At 51.4% G+C, this 18,544-nt stretch carries 16 protein-coding genes; 12 read left to right on the plus strand and 4 right to left on the minus strand.

The features are described 5' to 3' along the window. The first annotated feature begins 31 nt into the window (after window positions 1-31). The 5 genes from LAJLEIBI_RS04790 (at window position 32) to hemW (ending at window position 7,345) form a co-directional block, all read left to right on the plus strand. A complete protein-coding gene (locus LAJLEIBI_RS04790; RefSeq protein ID WP_006441276.1) occupies window positions 32-2,260 on the plus strand; it encodes a DNA internalization-related competence protein ComEC/Rec2 in 2,229 nt (742 codons plus the stop codon). Between the two features lie 75 nt (window positions 2,261-2,335). Further along, window positions 2,336-3,349 carry an alpha-hydroxy-acid oxidizing protein gene (locus LAJLEIBI_RS04795; protein ID WP_040435249.1) on the plus strand — a complete coding sequence of 338 codons (1,014 nt, stop codon included), beginning with the start codon at window positions 2,336-2,338 and terminating at the stop codon, window positions 3,347-3,349. Window positions 3,350-3,355: 6 nt separating this feature from the next. Next, window positions 3,356-4,336: a DNA polymerase III subunit delta gene (gene holA, locus LAJLEIBI_RS04800; RefSeq protein WP_006441278.1), complete on the plus strand. Its 981-nt coding sequence runs from the start codon at window positions 3,356-3,358 to the stop codon at window positions 4,334-4,336. Window positions 4,337-4,426: 90 nt separating this feature from the next. Further along, window positions 4,427-6,241 (plus strand): translation elongation factor 4, encoded by a 1,815-nt coding sequence (lepA, locus tag LAJLEIBI_RS04805; protein WP_006441279.1) that lies wholly within the window; start codon window positions 4,427-4,429, stop codon window positions 6,239-6,241. Next, window positions 6,242-7,345: a radical SAM family heme chaperone HemW gene (hemW, locus tag LAJLEIBI_RS04810; RefSeq protein WP_006441280.1), complete on the plus strand. Its 1,104-nt coding sequence runs from the start codon at window positions 6,242-6,244 to the stop codon at window positions 7,343-7,345. On the opposite strand, the gene LAJLEIBI_RS04815 is transcribed toward hemW, so the two are convergent. Genes LAJLEIBI_RS04815 through mnmL form a run of 4 tightly spaced genes read right to left on the minus strand, consistent with a single transcriptional unit; the run spans window position 7,346 to window position 9,898 of the window. Then, the gene (locus tag LAJLEIBI_RS04815; protein ID WP_006441281.1) at window positions 7,346-7,900 is read right to left on the minus strand and encodes a chromate transporter; all 555 of its coding nucleotides are present in this window, start codon (window positions 7,898-7,900) and stop codon (window positions 7,346-7,348) included. After that, window positions 7,897-8,463 (minus strand): chromate transporter, encoded by a 567-nt coding sequence (locus LAJLEIBI_RS04820; RefSeq protein ID WP_006441282.1) that lies wholly within the window; start codon window positions 8,461-8,463, stop codon window positions 7,897-7,899. Before LAJLEIBI_RS04820 ends, LAJLEIBI_RS04815 begins: the two co-directional genes overlap by 4 nt. After that, window positions 8,460-8,972 carry a DUF4364 family protein gene (locus LAJLEIBI_RS04825; protein ID WP_040434504.1) on the minus strand — a complete coding sequence of 171 codons (513 nt, stop codon included), beginning with the start codon at window positions 8,970-8,972 and terminating at the stop codon, window positions 8,460-8,462. Before LAJLEIBI_RS04825 ends, LAJLEIBI_RS04820 begins: the two co-directional genes overlap by 4 nt. A 2-nt stretch (window positions 8,973-8,974) precedes the next feature. Then, window positions 8,975-9,898 carry a tRNA modification radical SAM protein MnmL/YtqA gene (gene mnmL / locus LAJLEIBI_RS04830; protein ID WP_006441284.1) on the minus strand — a complete coding sequence of 308 codons (924 nt, stop codon included), beginning with the start codon at window positions 9,896-9,898 and terminating at the stop codon, window positions 8,975-8,977. Window positions 9,899-10,129: 231 nt separating this feature from the next. Here mnmL and rho point away from each other — a divergent pair, with 231 nt between their 5' ends. From rho to LAJLEIBI_RS04865, 7 genes are all read left to right on the plus strand, one after another. Beyond that, complete coding sequence (gene rho, locus LAJLEIBI_RS04835; protein WP_330573036.1) at window positions 10,130-11,470, plus strand: transcription termination factor Rho; 1,341 nt, start codon at window positions 10,130-10,132, stop codon at window positions 11,468-11,470. Between the two features lie 100 nt (window positions 11,471-11,570). Further along, window positions 11,571-11,774, plus strand: coding sequence for a 50S ribosomal protein L31 (rpmE, locus tag LAJLEIBI_RS04840; RefSeq protein ID WP_040434644.1), 204 nt, complete (start codon window positions 11,571-11,573; stop codon window positions 11,772-11,774). 70 nt (window positions 11,775-11,844) lie between these two features. Next, window positions 11,845-12,780, plus strand: coding sequence for a DUF1385 domain-containing protein (locus LAJLEIBI_RS04845; RefSeq protein WP_006441795.1), 936 nt, complete (start codon window positions 11,845-11,847; stop codon window positions 12,778-12,780). Next, the gene (gene prmC, locus LAJLEIBI_RS04850) at window positions 12,743-13,654 is read left to right on the plus strand and encodes a peptide chain release factor N(5)-glutamine methyltransferase (protein WP_006441796.1); all 912 of its coding nucleotides are present in this window, start codon (window positions 12,743-12,745) and stop codon (window positions 13,652-13,654) included. Before LAJLEIBI_RS04845 ends, prmC begins: the two co-directional genes overlap by 38 nt. A gap of 33 nt (window positions 13,655-13,687) precedes the next feature. Beyond that, entirely contained in the window at window positions 13,688-14,761 is a 1,074-nt protein-coding gene (gene prfA / locus LAJLEIBI_RS04855; protein ID WP_006441797.1) for a peptide chain release factor 1, read from the plus strand. Between the two features lie 6 nt (window positions 14,762-14,767). Beyond that, on the plus strand, window positions 14,768-16,522 hold the full coding sequence (locus LAJLEIBI_RS04860; protein ID WP_006441798.1) for an ABC transporter ATP-binding protein: 1,755 nt from the start codon (window positions 14,768-14,770) through the stop codon (window positions 16,520-16,522). 22 nt (window positions 16,523-16,544) lie between these two features. Further along, on the plus strand, window positions 16,545-18,509 hold the full coding sequence (locus LAJLEIBI_RS04865) for a bifunctional metallophosphatase/5'-nucleotidase (protein WP_050765454.1): 1,965 nt from the start codon (window positions 16,545-16,547) through the stop codon (window positions 18,507-18,509). Window positions 18,510-18,544: the final 35 nt, after the last annotated feature.

Here is an 18,544-nt window from a genome sequence, read left to right on the forward strand (position 1 = left end):
TAAAAACAGAATATTATGCAGCGTATGTCTTTTGTTTTCCGTTGTCCTCACCGCGGCTGTCTGCCTGGGCGGGGACCGGTTTGTGAAAGAACGGAAGATAACGCCGCTTATGCGGGAAGCCAGGTCCGGTGATTCACTGAGCATCACCGGACAGGTGTACGCGATAGAGGAAAAATCTGAATATCAAATCTTATATCTGAAAAATAATACAGTCAAGTTCCAAAGGCAGATGCTGGAGGAGTCAAAATTCATCGTTTATGATACATCCAAACAAAAAGTCAAAGCAGGAAACAAAGCGGCGGCAGAGGGAAAAGTCAAGTTCTTTGAGGAGCCGCGCAATCCGGGGAATTTCAATGAAAAACAATATTATGAAAAGCAGGGGATCCACGCCTGTATGTGGGCCGATAGTATGAAAGTCACCGACAGCCGCGTCTGGAAGGTGAGAGACGGCCTTTTTTCATTCCGGCGGAAATGGAAGGCGGTCTTATATGAGTTTATGGGAGAAAAGCAAGGCGCGCTGCTCTCCGGCATTATGCTCGGGGACAAGTCTGATATCGACCCGGAGGTGAAAGAACTGTACCAGATCAACGGTATCGGCCATATCCTCGCCATATCCGGCCTGCATCTTACCTTCATAGGATTCGGCCTGTACCGCGCCGTCCGGCGTCTGAGCGGCTCCTGCACCGCAGGGGGCATATGCGGTATCTTATTTCTCGCAGTCTACATACTTATGACAGGCGTTTCGGTCTCTGCGGTGCGCGCGGCGGTCATGTTCCTATTTCGGGCCGGCGCCGAGATGGCAGGCCGCCATTATGATGCCCCGACGGCTCTTTCTGCCGCCGCGGTCACTGTGCTCGTCTGGCGGCCCCTTCATCTGTATGACGGCGGATTCTGGCTCTCCTTCGGGGCGGTCTTTGGCGCGGCGGTCATACTGCCCCTGTTTAAAAAGCTGCCGGTACAGGGGCTGTGGGCAAACGTCAGTATACAAATATCCATCTTACCGGTCCTTCTCTATTATTTCTATGAATTTCCGCTTTACAGCCTCTTTCTGAACCTGCTTGTTGTCCCGCTCATGTCGGTGCTGCTTTTCCTGGGGCTGGCAGGCAGCGCCGCCGGACTTATCGCAGAACTGCCGGGAGAAGCAGTCTTTACCGTGTGCAGGATGATACTTAAGCTTTATGAATGGATCTGCCGAACGGCAGCTGCGTTTCCGGCGGCCAGGATCATTACAGGAAAGCCGCCTCTTGCCGGCGTCGTCTGCTATTACATTCTGCTGGCTTTTGTACTCCTTATGTGGAGCCGCCGGGGACAGAGACAAAACGGTGTGAAAAGAGAAAAATATATAGCAAAGTATATAATAATATCCGGGATCACATGGGTTCTGGCGTTTTTGATTCTGCTGCTTCCGGCAAAAATCGGAAGAGGCGGCATGCTTGAGATCACGATGCTTGATGTGGGGCAGGGGGACGGGATCTACATGAAAAGTCCGTCGGGCACGACTTACTTTTTTGACGGGGGGAGCAGTGACGTGCGGCAGGCGGGAAAGTACCGTATAGAATCTTTTCTTGCGTATAAAGGGACCGGGACGCTTGACTATGTCTTTATCTCCCACGGTGACAGCGACCATATGAACGGGATACGTGAGATGATAGAGAGAGGCCCGCTTGGCATCTCTGTCAGACATCTCGTGCTGCCGCGGAAAGAAGTGTGGGATGACAGTCTTGCCAGTCTGGCCAGGCTTGCCGGGGAAAAGGGGACAGAGGTGCTCATCATGAAGCCGGGACAGAGCATCCGGGACGGCCGGCTGTCGCTTCTCTGTATGCATCCTGGCAGCAGGTACGGCAATGAGCCGGGCAATGCAGCCTCCATGTGTATATGGGCCAGATACGCAGGCTTTGACATGTTGTTTACCGGCGATGTGGAAGGGGCGGGGGAGGCAGAACTTACCGGCTTTCTCAGAGAGACAAAAGCAGAGCGGGAAAAAGAGGGGTTCGACGGCGTTCTCGAGATTCTGAAAGTGGCGCATCACGGCTCTAAGAATTCCACGGCAGAGGAATTCCTGACGGAGACAGATCCGGTATATGGCTTCATCTCTGCGGGGAGAAATAACCGGTATGGACATCCCCATGAAGAGACGGTGGAGAGACTTAAGGAGCGCGGGTGCCGGCTTTTCTGTACCCAGACGGACGGCGCCGTCACCGTCAGAACAGACGGCGTTCAGATGTATCTTTCCGTGTTTGTTTCAAGCGCGGATAAATAAGGAAACGGTTGAATTAAAATCTAAAATTCAGTATACTGAGATACAGGATAAAAATATAGAAGTGAGGTAATGATCATGACGTATGAGGAAGTATTGGCAAATGCCAGAACATGTATGGGAGAACACTGTAAAGCCTGTCCGGTATGTAACGGAAAGGCATGCACAAATAAAGTGCCGGGACCAGGGGCAAAAGGAAGCGGAACAGTGGCGGTACGCAACTATGAGAAATGGCAGGAACTTTGCGTGAACATGGACACGATCTGTGAAAACAGACCGGTGGATATGACCTTTGAGGTATTTGGAAAGACGTTCAAGTATCCGGTATTTGCAGCGCCGATAGGCGCCATGAAGCTTCACTACGGCGATAAGTATGATGATCTGGAATACAACGATATCCTCGTATCTGCCTGCGCGGACGCCGGGATCGCAGCGTTCACAGGCGACGGCACGAATCCGGATGTCATGAAAGCGGCAGCGAAAGCCATAGGCCGGAAGGAAGGACGGGGAATACCGACGATAAAACCGTGGGATATTAATACATTGAAAGAAAAATTTGCGCTCGTCAAGGAGGCAGGCCCGTTTGCGGCCGCCATGGATATCGATGCGGCCGGACTGCCGTTTCTTAAGAATCTGACCCCTCCGGCGGGGAGCAAAACTGTGGAAGAATTAAAAGAGATCGTGGCGGAGGCGGGCGTGCCGTTCGTCATAAAGGGAGTGATGACCGTCAAAGGCGCTCTGAAGGCAAAGGAGGCCGGGGCAGCCGCCATTGTAGTCTCCAACCACGGGGGCCGCGTGCTCGACCAGTGTCCGGCAACGGCGGAGGTGCTGGAAGAGATCGCGGAGGCGGCCGGCAGTGATATGAAGGTATTCGTGGACGGCGGGATCCGTTCCGGTGTAGACATATTCAAAGCGCTTGCGCTCGGGGCAGACGCGGTGCTCATCGGAAGGCCGTACGTGACCGCTGTGTATGGCGGCGGGGCTGAAGGAGTTGCCGCATATACGTCTAGGCTTGCGGCGGAGCTCTCCGACACGATGGCTATGTGCGGCGCTCACAGTCTGGATGAGATAACAAGGGATATGGTGCGTTAATTTATTATGAAGAGTTTGAATGAGGATATCAGGACAGGACAATTTAAGCAGGTCTATCTGCTGTACGGGGAAGAGGCTTATCTGAAAAAGCAGTATAAAGATAAGCTGACCCGCGCCATGCTTCCTGATGGGGATACGGTGAATTACGCCTATTATGAAGGAAAGGGCATCCACATCACCGAGCTCATCGATCTGGCTGAGACGATGCCCTTTTTTGCCGAGCGCCGTCTTATTGTCGTGGAGAATTCAGGGCTCTTCAAGAACGCGGCGCCGGAACTGGCGGATTACATCAGATCCATGCCCGGCACAGCGTGCTTTCTCTTTGTGGAGTCTGAGACAGACAAGCGGGGGAAGATGTTTAAAGCCGTAAAAGACAAAGGACGCGTTGTTGAGATGGGGCGCCAGGATGAGAAGACCCTCATCATGTGGGTCGGCGGCAATGTAAAGAGAGAAGGAAAGCAGATCAAGGAATCTACCGTACGTTATCTCATATCAAAGACCGGCACAGATATGGAGAATCTGGACAGAGAACTTGAGAAGCTGTTCTGTTATGCCATAGACAGAAGTGAGATCACTCCTGCGGATATCGATGCCGTATGTACGACGCAGATCACAAATAAAATATTTGACATGATCGAGGCCGTGGCGGCAAAGCATCAGAAAAAGGCGCTGGATTATTATTATGACCTGCTGGCTTTGAAGGAGCCCCCGATGCGGATCCTATACCTGCTGTCCAGACAGTTCAAACTTCTGTATGAGGTAAAGGATCTCCTCGGAAGAGGATTTGACAAGGCCCAGATCGCCAAAACAGCGGGACTTCATCCGTTTGTGGCAGGCAAATATATAAGCCAGAGCAGGACATTTGCGGTTCATGAGTTAAAGCGCATCATGGAAGATGCCGCGGATACGGAAGAGCTGGTGAAAACAGGGCGTTTAAACGATGTGATGAGCGTGGAACTTTTCATTGTAAAGTACAGTGCCGCGTGATATACTACCCTCAGTTGGCGAAGCGCAGGCTTTGCCGGCCTGTGTTTTGTGCACGGACATGAAAGAAATATAGCGGAAGGAACGATATAAGTGGCAGAAGTAGAACAGAGTAAAATTCGTAATTTTTGTATCATAGCACATATAGACCATGGGAAATCAACGCTGGCAGACCGTATCATAGAAAAGACAGGGATGCTGACGAGCAGGGAGATGCAGTCTCAGGTGCTGGACAATATGGAACTGGAGCGGGAACGCGGCATCACGATCAAGGCGCAGGCGGTGCGTATCGTGTATCAGGCAGATGACGGGGAGGAGTATATCTTTAACCTGATCGATACCCCCGGACATGTGGATTTTAATTATGAAGTGTCCAGAAGCCTGGCGGCCTGTGACGGCGCGATCTTAGTCGTGGACGCCGCACAGGGGGTGGAGGCACAGACGCTGGCCAACGTCTATCTGGCGCTGGACCACGATCTGGACGTGATGCCGGTGATCAACAAGGTGGATCTGCCGAGCGCGGATCCGGACAGAGTCATAGAGGAGATAGAGGATGTCATCGGCATTGAGGCGGAAGACGCGCCTCAGATATCGGCCAAGACAGGATTCAATGTGGAGAAAGTATTGGAGCAGATCGTGGAGAAGATCCCCGCGCCGGGCGGAGATCCGAAGGCCCCCCTTCAGGCGCTTATCTTCGATTCCGTGTATGATTCCTACAAAGGAGTTATTGTTTTCTGCCGTATCAAAGAAGGAACGGTCAGAAAAGGGACGAAGATCAAGATGATGGCTACCGGGGCGTCGGCCGAGGTGGTTGAGATAGGATACTTCGGGGCAGGCCAGTTCATTCCGTGTGAAGAACTGAGCGCGGGCATGGTCGGCTATATTACCGCAAGCCTTAAAAATGTGAAAGATACCCGCGTCGGAGACACGATCACGGATGCAGAACATCCGTGCAGCGAGCCCCTTCCGGGATATAAGAAAGTCAATCCTATGGTGTACTGCGGCATGTATCCGGCGGACGGAGCAAAATACCCGGACCTCAGAGACGCGCTTGAGAAGCTTCAGCTCAACGATGCCTCTCTGCAGTTTGAACCGGAGACTTCGATCGCTCTTGGATTCGGTTTCCGTTGTGGATTCCTCGGGCTGCTTCACCTGGAGATCATACAGGAGAGGCTGGAGCGGGAATATAATCTGGACCTGGTGACGACGGCTCCCGGAGTTATATATAAAGTGTATAAGACAAACGGAGACATGATACCGCTCACCAATCCGTCCAACCTGCCGGATCCCTCCGAGATCGAATATATGGAGGAGCCGGTCGTGAAGGCGGAGATCATGGTGACATCCGAATTTATCGGCGCCATTATGGATCTGTGCCAGGAGCGCCGCGGTGTGTACGACGGGATGGAATATATCGAGGAGACGAGAGCGGTGCTCCGCTATCATCTGCCGCTGAATGAGATAATCTATGACTTTTTTGACGCGCTGAAGTCCAGGTCGAGAGGCTACGCTTCCTTTGACTATGAGATGGCAGGTTATGAGCGCTCAGATCTTGTGAAACTGGACATACTGATCAACAAGGAAGAGGTGGACGCCCTGTCCTTTATCGTGCATGCGGAGACCGCGTATGAGCGGGGCCGCAGAATGTGTGAGAAACTCAAGGAAGAGATACCAAGACAGCTCTTTGAGATCCCGATCCAGGCAGCCGTCGGAAGCAAGATCATAGCAAGAGAAACTGTAAAAGCCATGCGAAAGGACGTGCTCGCCAAGTGTTACGGCGGCGACATCAGCCGTAAGCGCAAGCTTCTTGAGAAACAGAAGGAAGGAAAGAAGCGGATGCGTCAGGTGGGCAATGTTGAGATACCGCAGAAGGCATTTATGAGCGTACTGAAATTGGATGATAAATAGATGAGACCATTAGAATTATATATTCATATACCATTTTGTATCAAAAAATGCAGATATTGTGATTTCCAATCCGCTCCTTCCACGAAGGAGGAGCGGCAGGAATATGTGACAGGCCTTTGCCGGAAGATCCGTTCCTACGGAGAGCTGGCAGAGGCTTATCATGTTGTGACTGTCTTTATCGGTGGAGGGACCCCCTCTGTGCTGGAGGGGGCTCAGATACTCGATATTATGGACGCGGTCAGAGGCACGTTCCCGATAGACGCAGGCGCCGAGATAACGATGGAGGCCAATCCCGGGACAGTCACAAAAGAAAAGTTTAAGACGCTCCGGCATGCCGGGATCAACCGGCTCAGTATCGGTCTGCAGTCGACGGATAACAGTGAGCTGAAAATGCTCGGGAGGATCCATACGTATGAGGATTTTCTTCAAACATTTGATGCGGCAAGAGAGACAGGCTTTGACAATATCAATGTGGATCTGATGTCTGCGATCCCGTTTCAGAGCGTGGACAGCTGGGATACGACATTGATCAGGACAGCCGGGCTTGGACCGGAGCATATATCCGCCTACAGCCTCATCATTGAGGAAGGTACTCCGTTCTTCGAGCGGTACGGCAATGGAAAACGGGCCGGGGAACTGCCGTCGGAGGAGGAAGAGCGTCTCATGTACATGCACACGCGCGATATTCTTTCAGAATATGGGTATCACAGATATGAGATATCCAATTATGCCAGGCCGGGATATGAATGCAGGCATAATCTCGGATACTGGAACAGGGCAGAGTACCTCGGGATCGGAACCGGAGCGGCATCTCTCATGCAGGAGTACCGTTTTACAGAAGGGGAAGAGCCGGTCAAGTTGTCGGTACAGGAACAGATGGAAGAATTTATGTTCCTCGGTCTTAGAAAGACAGAAGGAATATCGAAGAAGGCATTTCAGAAGTGCTTTGGCAGGGCGGTCGAGAGTGTGTACGGAAAAGTGATAATAGAGATGTGCAGGAAAGGGCTGTTGGAAATGGAGGGCGACGCGGTCCGGCTCACAGAGAAGGGAACAGATGTGAGTAATTATGTGATGAGTGAATTCCTTCTCGATAAGGAAGCGTGACTACAGCTTCAGTATAATACCGGCTGCGGCGCCTGCGGCGATCCATATGACAGGATGGAGCTTTGCGAGCTTCCGGATCTGAAGGAGGCCGAATACTGCCGCACAGATGAAAAGGCTCAGATAATCTATCCGTATCTGCCCTCCGCTGACGGAGAAAAGAGCGATCTTAAGCAGTTCCCACACGGCGTAAGCGATCAGGGCGGCCACAGTAGGCCGGATTCCGTAGAAGACAGCCTTCACCGTCGGATTCTCGCTGAAGTTTTCCAGAAATCTGGCGATGATGACGATGATGATGAGCGCCGGCGCCACGAGGGAAAGTGTCGCCACAAGAGCGCCGGGGATCCCGGCTGCGTTGTAGCCTGCGTAGGTGGCCATATTAATGCCCACCGGACCAGGCGTACTTTCGCTTATGGCAACCATATTTGCCAGTTCGCTTGCAGAGAACCAGTCGTATCTGGACGTCAGATCCATGAGGAACGGCAGGGTGGCCATGCCTCCCCCGATGGAGAACAGTCCGATCTTAAAGAATTCATAAGCCAGTGTGATATAGATCATGACAGTTTTCTCCCCTCTGCCTTTTTGGCGATGACGCCTGCGGCGGCGGCAAGGACGATGACAGCGGCGGTCGGGACCGGGGTAAAGCAGGCGAGAAGAAATGCGGCGGCAAAGAGCGCGACACCAAGCTTATCTACAATTCCTTTTCTCGCCATCGTCACGACTGTGTTCACCATAAGTGCGCAGACGACGATACGGATTCCCGCAAGTGCATGTACGACGGCGGGAAGATGTATAAAATTCTGGAGAATGGACGCAATGAGGCAGATAATGATAATGGATGGCGAGATGACGCCGAGCGTGGCGCAGACGCCTCCTGTGAACCCTGCCTGGCGGTAACCGACGTAAGTGGCGGTATTCACAGCGATGACACCGGGAGTGCACTGTCCGATGGCGTACATATCCAGCACCTCTTCCTCGGTACACCATTTACGCTGTTCTACCACCTCCCGTTTCAGCATGGGCAGCATCGCAAGCCCGCCGCCGAACGTAAGCCCTCCGATCCGGAAGAAACTTGCATACAGTTCCAACAGTTTCTTTAAAGACACTTTTTTTGATCTCATAGAAGGTTCTCCATAATAAACGCGTATATCTGCGGATTCTTTTTCGTCCAGTTATTGGATATCGTCACAGCCTCAGACTCCGTCGGTACGGTGAGGGTCAGGTCAATGAGCGGGGCGCCCTGCTCGAATACCTGGCAGCGGACCGAGTATTCCATATTCGAATTCTGATAATAGTCTGATTTGACGGCAACTTCATTTTTTAACTCATACTGTTTTTCCTTTAAGAAGGAGTCAATGTCCTGCTGTATGGCGGGGGAGATATCATTTTTAAAGTAGCGGATCGTCTCGTCACCTTCTGCCGTGAGGTGATAGAAGGTCCTGCTGTGGGTTGACTCCTCCCTGACAAAGCCGGAGGCGATCAGCTCCGATATCGCCTGCTGGAGTTTGAAGTATGTCGTGTAGCCTTCATCCAGCACGAATTCCGATATCTGGGAATTGGTAAGAGGAAAGTCTACTTTTTTCAGCATGTATAGAATGATCAGTTTGTATAGTGTAAATGGTTCAGCCATCGTCATAACTCCTTTCCCTGCCAGATGTCATGCTTTTTCAGATATGACTGCATCTGGTTTAATACAAGTCTCTTATTGCCGCTCCACTTCGGCGCTATGAGCAGCTGTTTCGGGCCGTCGCCGGTGAGCCTGTGGAGAACGATATCCGGGCTTATGCTGCCGATACATCTGCCGAGCAGATAAAAATACTCTTCCATGGACGGGATCCAGAACGGATGTGCCTCATAATATGCGGCCAGAGCAGTACCTCTAAGGACGTGAAGCAGTTGAAGCTTCAGCCCCTGGATACCGGCGCCGTTCAGATAATGAAGTGTATCCAGCATCATGGACAGATCTTCCCCCGGAAGGGCAAGTATCGTGTGGACGATCACATCGATACCGGCATCCTGCAGCATGGCGGCCGCCTGTTCAAAGACCGGGAGAGAATATCCGCGTCCGATAAAAGCGGCGGTCTCTTCGTGGATAGTCTGCAGCCCTAACTCCACCCACACCGGTTTTATCCGCCGGATATCCTCAAGCATGGATATGACATCTTTATCAAGACAGTCAGGTCTCGTGGCAATGGAAATGATGCGGACATCCGGGTGCCGGGCGGCCTCAGTAAAGATACGCCTGAGATAAGGGAGCGGCGCATAGGTGTTCGTATATGCCTGGAAATATGCGATATAAGAACTGCCGGCATATTTTCCGGCAGTCCGCAATTTCCCGCACTCGATCTGCTCCGTGACGGTCAGTTTTCTGTCCGAGGCAAAGTCTCCGGAACCGCCTTCGCTGCAGAAGATACAGCCGCGGGTGCCGAGCGTCCCATCCCGGTTCGGACAAGTCATACCCCCATCCAGGGCGATCTTGTATAATTTTTCTCCGTACGTATTCTTCAGAAAAAAGTCAAGAGAGTGATATCTCTTTCCGCCCCAGTACACAGCCATCGCATCGCCGCCTTTTCATGAATATTTTTACTTAATTAATATATCATTGATATCTTCGGTTGACAAGGCTTACCAGCCCACGCGGATAAGGTTTTGAAAAAAAGTCTTTCTATTTTCTGGAAGATGGTGTATAATATGTCCAATAAATATTAATTATTTCAGGCTGGTCGTTTCAGACCATGACTCCCACAGTGAATATCAAAGATTTAATAACGGAAAGGAAAGTCGATTATGATGAAAGCAAAGTATGAATCCCTGCCGCTTGCAACGTTAAAGGACCTGGCAAAGGCGAGAGGATTAAAAGGAATCTCAACGATGAAGAAAGCAGAGCTGATCGAACTTATGCTGGAAGAAGATGAGAAGGAAAAAAAGGCAGAGCGGGAAAATGTCAAGGAGATGTCTGCCAACACAGGTGACAAGGAAGTGCATGATATTGACAAGCTGGACAGTGGGGTTACGGCCCGCGGCATCCTGGAAGTGCTTCCGGACGGATACGGTTTTATAAGAAGCGATAATTACCTGCCGGGAGATAATGATGTATACGTATCCCCGTCACAGATTCGGAAGTTTAACCTGAAGACAGGAGATATTCTGGAAGGAAATACACGCATCAAGACGCAGCAGGAAAAATTCAGCGCCCTGCTCTATCTGAGCAGAATCAACGGAATGGAGCCGATGCGCGCGCTGCGCCGGAGCAATTTTGAAGATATGACGCCTATTTTCCCGGACGAGAGACTTCGTCTGGAATGCGGCAAGACAAGCACCGCCATGAGGATCGTCGATCTGCTCTCGCCGATCGGCAAAGGACAGAGGGGGATGATCGTGTCGCCGCCGAAGGCAGGAAAGACGACCCTGCTTAAGCAGGTGGCGCTGTCTGTGAGGCAGAATAATCCTGAGATACATCTGCTCATACTTCTCATTGACGAGCGTCCTGAGGAAGTGACAGATATAAAAGAAGCAATTGAAGGGGAAAATGTGGAAGTCATCTATTCTACATTTGACGAGCTTCCGGACCATCACAAGCGTGTGTCGGAGATGGTGATCGAACGGGCCAAGCGTCTTGTGGAGCACAAAAAGGATGTCATGATACTTCTGGACAGTATCACAAGGCTGGCGCGTGCATATAACCTGACAGTGCCGCCGTCAGGAAGAACTCTTTCCGGCGGTCTTGACCCTGCGGCGCTGCACATGCCGAAGCGTTTCTTCGGAGCGGCAAGAAACATGCGTGAAGGCGGCAGCCTTACGATCCTTGCGACTGCTCTTGTGGACACGGGAAGCAAGATGGACGATGTCGTGTATGAAGAATTTAAAGGAACGGGCAATATGGAACTCGTTCTGGACAGAAAACTTTCCGAGCGCAGAGTGTTCCCGGCCATCGACATTCCAAAGTCCGGCACGAGAAGAGAAGACCTGCTGCTTTCCGGGGAAGAGCAGGAAGCGGTAGATTCTATGAGACGCGCGCTGAACGGCATGCGGGCGGAAGAGGCTGTAGACAATATTCTGAATATGTTCACGAGAACAAAGAGTAATAATGAACTTATTCAAATGGTAAAAAAGACAAAAATAATATAGACAAGAGTGTTGTTTTGTGATACAATAACAAAGCTGTTTAGAAATTGAACATTATCAGACGCGCGATGCGCGTGAGTAAAATAAAGAAGAGGTGAAAATCATGAAAGAAGGAATCCATCCAACATATCATCAGGCAACTGTAACCTGTAACTGCGGCAACACATTCGTGACAGGCTCAACAAATGAAGAAATCCACGTGGAGATCTGTTCCAAATGCCATCCGTTCTACACAGGACAGCAGAAAGCTGCACAGGCCCGTGGCCGTGTTGACAAGTTTAACAAAAAATACGGAATGGACAAATAGTCATACAAGTAGCGGGTTGAGGTTGTTTAATCTCAACCCTTTCTGTATATAGGCATCGAAAGGGGAATATATGAAGTCATCTAATATCGGAGGACAGGCCGTTCTGGAAGGCATCATGATGAAGAACAAGGATGATTACGCTGTTGCGGTCAGAAAGCCGGACGGAGAGATCATCGTGGAGAAGGATACGTACAGCAGTATCGTTAAGTGGAAAGCTTTGACGCGCATACCGTTTGTCCGCGGGATATTTAATTTCATAGACTCCATGGTACTCGGAATCAAGACGTTGACCTATTCGGCGGGGTTCTTTGAAGAGGAGGAAGAGGAAAAGGAGCTGACAGAGGCAGAAGCGGCAAAAAAGGAAAAGCAGGATAAATGGCTTATGGGAGGGACCGTGGCTGTCTCTGTTGTGATCGCGGTTGCCGTCTTCATGGTGCTGCCCTATTTTCTGTCCGGCTTTCTGAAGCCGCTCGTTCCGTCCTATCATGTCAGAACGGTCATAGAAGGATTCGTCCGTATCGGCATCTTCATCGCATATGTACTTCTCATCTCAAGGATGGAGGACATACAGCGGACATTTATGTATCACGGGGCGGAACATAAGTGCATCAACTGTATCGAACACGGACTCCCTCTGAACGTGGACAATGTCAGAGAGAGTTCCAGGCAGCACAAGAGATGCGGAACGAGCTTTCTCTTCTTTGTGCTGGCGGTCAGCATCATACTGCTGCTCGTTATCCAGGTGGAATCTCCCCTCATGCGTGTCGTCATAAGAATTGCCCTCATTCCGGTCATAGCCGGCATCTCCTACGAGATATTAAAGCTGGCGGGGAGCAGTGAGAATCCGGTGGTCAACTTTCTGAGCAGACCGGGGCTGGCAATACAGAAGCTGACGACAAAAGAGCCGGACGACAGTATGATAGAGGTGGCGATACAGGCCGTAGAGGCAGTGTTTGACTGGAGAGCATATGAAGCAGAGAATTTCCAACCTACAGAAGATCTATAAGGAAGGCACGCGTCTTCTCGCCGGTGCGGGTATTGAGGAGGCAGGCATAGATGCGTGGTATCTGCTGGAGTACGTCACTGGGATCACAAGGGCGGCATATTACGCGCACCCGGAGACAGAACTGGACGCAGACAAGGAGGACGCCTACTTTGCGCATATCGGACGCAGAGCGCGAAGAGAGCCGCTCCAGCACATTACCGGGGAGCAGGAATTCATGGGATATTCGTTCCGGGTGAGCGGACATGTGCTCATACCGAGGCAGGATACGGAGATTCTCGTGGAAGAGGCGCTCAAGGTACTTGCGCCGGGCATGCGCATCCTGGACATGTGCACCGGTTCCGGATGCGTCCTCATTAGCATTCTGAAAGCCGGCCGGGAACGGCTGCGCATGGAGCGGCTGGAAGGGACGGGAAGCGATATATCGCCGGAGGCAGTGGCGGTGGCAGAATACAATGCAGCGCGCCTGCTTGGACGCACAGAGACGGGAAGGGGTAATAACGGCTGTTGTGCCCGGTTCTGTACGGGTGATCTGTTTGAGAAGGCTGAAGAAAGATATGATCTTATCGTGTCAAATCCCCCTTATATACGGACGGAGGAGATCCGGAAGCTTCAGCGGGAAGTGCGCCTGCATGACCCGTATATCGCGCTGGACGGGAAGAAGGACGGTCTGTATTTTTACAGGAGGATCACGGCGGAAAGCGCCGCCTATATCGCAGAGGGCGGATATCTGATGTTTGAGATCGGACACGACCAGGCAGAGGATGTGTGCGCGCTGCTTGAGCAGTCCGGATACGCGGACGTCTTTGTGAAAAAGGACCTGGCAGGTCTTGACCGTATCGCAGGCGGCAGGTACAATAGAAAATGCACACAGTGACAGTGGTGTATTGAAAATCGAGGAGGAAGAATTATGTTTGACAAATTAGAGGATCTGCTCATTCGTTATGAAGAACTCATGAGCGAGCTGCAGGAGCCTGATGTGGTGAATAACCAGGAACGGTTCCGCAGGCTTATGAAAGAACAGAATGACCTTGCCCCGATTGTGGAAGCATATAAAGAATATAAAGCCTGCAGGCAGGCGATCGAAGACAGTCTGCTCATGCTGGAGGAAGAATCCGATGAGGAGATGAGAGAACTTGCAAAGGATGAGCTGAACGAATCCAAGGCAAGGGTGGAGGAACTGGAGCATGAGCTCAAGATCCTTCTGCTCCCGAAGGACCCGAATGATGACAAGAATGTAATGGTGGAGATCAGGGCCGGCGCCGGCGGCGATGAGGCTGCTTTGTTCGCGGCCGAGATCTACCGCATGTACGTACACTATGCGGAGGGCCGGAGGTGGAAGACAGAGATCATCTCCATCAGTGAAAACGGGATCGGAGGCTTCAAGGAAGTGGTGTTCATGATCACCGGACAGGGAGCGTATTCAAGACTCAAATACGAAAGCGGCGTCCACCGCGTACAGCGTGTGCCGGAGACGGAGAGCGGCGGACGCATCCATACTTCTACAGTCACGGTGGCGATCATGCCCGAGGCGGAGGAAGTGGATGTTGTCATCGACGAGAAGGATATCCGTATCGACGTGATGCGTGCTTCCGGGAACGGAGGACAGTGCGTCAATACAACAGACTCTGCAGTACGGCTCACACATTATCCTACGGGGATCGTCATCTACAGCCAGACAGAGAAGTCACAGCTTCAGAATAAGGAAAAGGCATTCCGCCTGCTGCGTTCCAAGCTGTATGATCTGGAGATGGAAAAGAAACAGGCGTCGGAGGCAGAGGCGAGAAGAAGCCAGATCGGTACAGGCGACCGTTCCGAGAAGATACGTACTTACAATTTCCCCCAGGGACGTGTCACAGACCACAGGATCAAACTGACGCTGCACAAACTGGACTCTGTGCTGAACGGAGATCTGGATGAAGTGATCGACAGCCTGATCGCCGCGGACCAGGCGGCGAAGCTGAGCAACCTTCAGGACGAATAGAAAAAGATGAAAGAGAAATTAAAAAAATTAATTGCCTATTATAAACCATATAAGCTGCTGTTCTACAGTGATTTGTTTTTTGCCGTTCTCGGGGCCGGAGTCACGCTCGTGATACCGCTGATCGTGAGATATATCACCAATCAGGTCGTATATTATGAGCCGCCGGAGGCGAGACAGGCAATCATCATGCTGGGAGCGGTCATGATTGCACTTGTACTCCTGGAGTTCGGGTGCAATTATTATATTGCGTACTTCGGACATATGATGGGAGCCAGGATGGAAGCAGATATGAGAAGCGACATATTCGGGCATTACCAGAAGCTTACCTTTGCTTTTTACGACAATCAGAAGGTCGGACATCTCCTGTCCAGGATCACGAGTGATCTGTTTGATATCAGCGAGCTGCTGCATCACGGGCCGGAGGATGTACTGATCTCCGTCATTAAAATTGCCGGCTCTTTTCTTATACTGGTGAATGTGAATGCCAGGCTGACCGCGGCTGCATTCGCGTTTATTCCGGTTATGTTTCTGTTCGCCGTATATTACAACAAGAAGATGAAACAGGCATTTTCGAGAAACCGGGCGAAGATCGCAGATATCAACAGCCAGATCGAGGACAGCCTGGCAGGAATCCGGGTCGTCAAATCTTTCGGGAACGAAAAAGAAGAGATGAAAAAATTCGATCGGGGCAATAATAACTTTGTAGAAGCAAAAAAGACGAGCTACCGGTACATGGGCATGTATAATTCCGGGCTGAACGCCCTGACCACGCTTGTGACCGTGGGAGTGCTCGTCGCAGGGGGAAGTTATCTGACGACCGGCACTGTCGGCGTATCTGATCTGATCACGTTTCTTCTGTACATCAACAACTTTACGGAGCCGGTAAAGAAGCTGGTCAATTCCGCGGAGCAGTTTCAGAACGGCTATACGGGATTTGAGCGCTTTCTCGAGATACTGTCCATAGCGCCGGACATTGCGGACAAAGAGGATGCCGTGCACGTGGAGAAATTAAAGGGTGAGATCATCTTCCGGGATGTCTCGTTCCACTATGAGGACAATGCTGAAAAGGTGCTCAGTCACATAGATCTTAAGGCGGACGCCGGCGATTACATAGCGCTTGTCGGGCCGTCAGGGGCCGGGAAGACGACGCTCTGCAGCCTTATCCCGAGGTTCTATGACGTCACGTCGGGAGAGATTCTAGTGGACGGGACGGATATCAGGGATCTCCGTCTGAATGATCTGAGGAACAATATCGGGATCGTACAGCAGGACGTATATCTCTTTGCCGGGACGATCATGGATAATATCCGTTACGGAAAGCCGGAGGCCGCGGATGAGGAAGTGGTGCGGGCGGCTAAGAATGCTAATGCCCATGAATTTATCATGAGTTTTCCGCAAGGATATGACACGGATATCGGACAGAGGGGCGTCAAGCTCTCAGGCGGGCAGAAGCAGAGGCTGTCCATAGCCAGGGTGTTTCTAAAGAATCCGCCCATCCTCATTTTTGATGAGGCCACTTCGGCGCTGGACAATGAGAGCGAGAAAGTAGTACAGCAGTCGCTGGAAGGACTGGCAAAGAACCGGACTACTTTTGTCATCGCCCACCGTCTCACAACGATCCAAAACGCGCAGAAAATACTCGTGCTGACGGAGGACGGGATCGCAGAGGAAGGGACACACGAAGAACTGCTCGCAAAACAGGGAGTCTATGAGACTTTATATTACGGCAAACGGCGCGGGAATGTGCACGGCGCCGGCTAAGAGACATACGGGGAGGAAGGTTATGAAGACAAGAAGGAGAATGCGCCAGGCCATGCTTACGGTCATAATGCTCTGTACATTGTGCGTAAGTACCGTGCTGGCAAAGAACGAGGAGAAAAGCAGCCGGGCGGATGAGGTGACAGTATTGTTTACGCATGATATCCACTCACATCTGGATGAATTCAAGGTGGCGGACGGCAAGGTCGGAGGATTTGGGAGGCTTAAGACAGCGCTTGATAAGGAGCGCAGCGGCAATCCCGCCACATTCGTGTTTGACGGCGGAGACTTTTCCATGGGAACGCTCTACCAGACGGTATATGAGACAGAAGCGGCGGAGCTGACTATGCTGGGCCGTCTCGGGTACGATGCAGTGACATTTGGAAATCATGAATTTGATTACCGGAGCGAGGGAACGGCAAATATGTTTCACAGCGCGCTTGAGAATGCGCAGGACGATCCGTCGATCGTGCTTCCGAAATTTGTGACCGCCAATATCGACTGGCAGAAAAATGATTCAAAAGATAACCGGCTCATTCAGAATGCGCTGGAGGATTACGGAAGCACGCCATACACTGTCGTGGAAAGAGAAGGCGTGCGGATCGGTGTGTTCGGCGTGCTCGGAGAGGATGCAGAGGCGTGCGCGCCGGAGAGCGGGCTTAACTTTGAGCCGATCGTGGACACTTCAAAGGAGGTCGTAAAGGAGCTGGAAAAAGAAGGGGTGGATATGATCGTCTGCCTGTCCCACAGCGGCACAAATGAAGACGAAGACAAGTCGGAGGATGAGATTCTCGCAAAGGAAGTGCCGCAGATCGATGTGATCGTAAGCGCGCATACTCATACGAAGCTTGAGGAATACATCAAAAGCGGCGATACGTATATCGTATCGGCAGGCTGCTACGGAGAATATCTCGGAGACCTTAAGATGTCGCCGACAGACGACGGACGGTGGGAGCTTGAGAAATATACGCTCCATCATCTGGACGAGACGGTCGTTCCCGACGCGAAGGTGAATGAAGAACTGGCCACATACAAAAAACTTGTAAATGAAGAATATCTGAGCAGGTTTGATTATACATTTGACAAGGTACTTGCAGAAAACGGCGTTGCGTTTACGCAGATGGACCGGTTTGCAGGTGAATTAAAGGAAGACCCGCTTGGAAGCATCATCGCGGATTCGTATGTGTATGCGGTGGAACAGGCGGAAGGCGATGCATATGAAAAGGTAGACGCCGCTGTCGCCCCTTCCGGGACGATCAGGGATACCCTTCAGAAAGGAGCGCTGACCGTCTCCGACGCCTTCAACGTATGCTCGCTCGGCATAGGGGCTGACCGCATTCCGGGGTATCCGCTCGTGAGTGTGTACCTGACCGGGGCGGAGCTTAAGACGGCGGCGGAGATCGACGTATCTGTATCACCGATCATGACGACGGCGCAGCTCTATCCGAGCGGCCTGCACTGGACGTACAACCCAAACCGCATGATGCTGAACCGGGTGACGGACGCCGCGCTCTATGACGATCTTTCGCAAGACAGTGAAAAGACCCGAAAAGAACTTGAGGATGATAAACTGTACCGGGTCGTGGCCGGACTATACTCCGCTCAAATGCTCGGGGCGGTGGAGGACACGTCAAAGGGGCTGCTTAAGATCACGCCGAAGGACAGGGACGGCAAAGCGGTCAAGGATTTTGAAAAGCATATCATTCATGATAAAAATGGGGCAGAACTGAAAGAATGGTATGCGCTTGCCGGATATCTGGAATCCTTTGACAAGAATAAGGAGGGCATATCCCAGATTCCGCAGCACTATGCAAAAGCGCAGGGACGCAAGGAAGAGATCGACAGCAAAAACATCATAGAGCTCGTAAAACAGCCGAATAAATTCGCGTTTATCGTATATGGAGCTGTCATAATTATCATTCTTCTCCTTATTTTGACTGTCCGGTTCTTAATAAAAAGGAGAAAAAAGAAGAAAAATATGATATACTAAAAAAATATACTTATTGGACCGCCTGTGTTCAATGA

This window comes from [Clostridium] hylemonae DSM 15053, assembly GCF_008281175.1.
Classification (GTDB): Bacteria; Bacillota; Clostridia; order Lachnospirales; family Lachnospiraceae; genus Extibacter; species Extibacter hylemonae.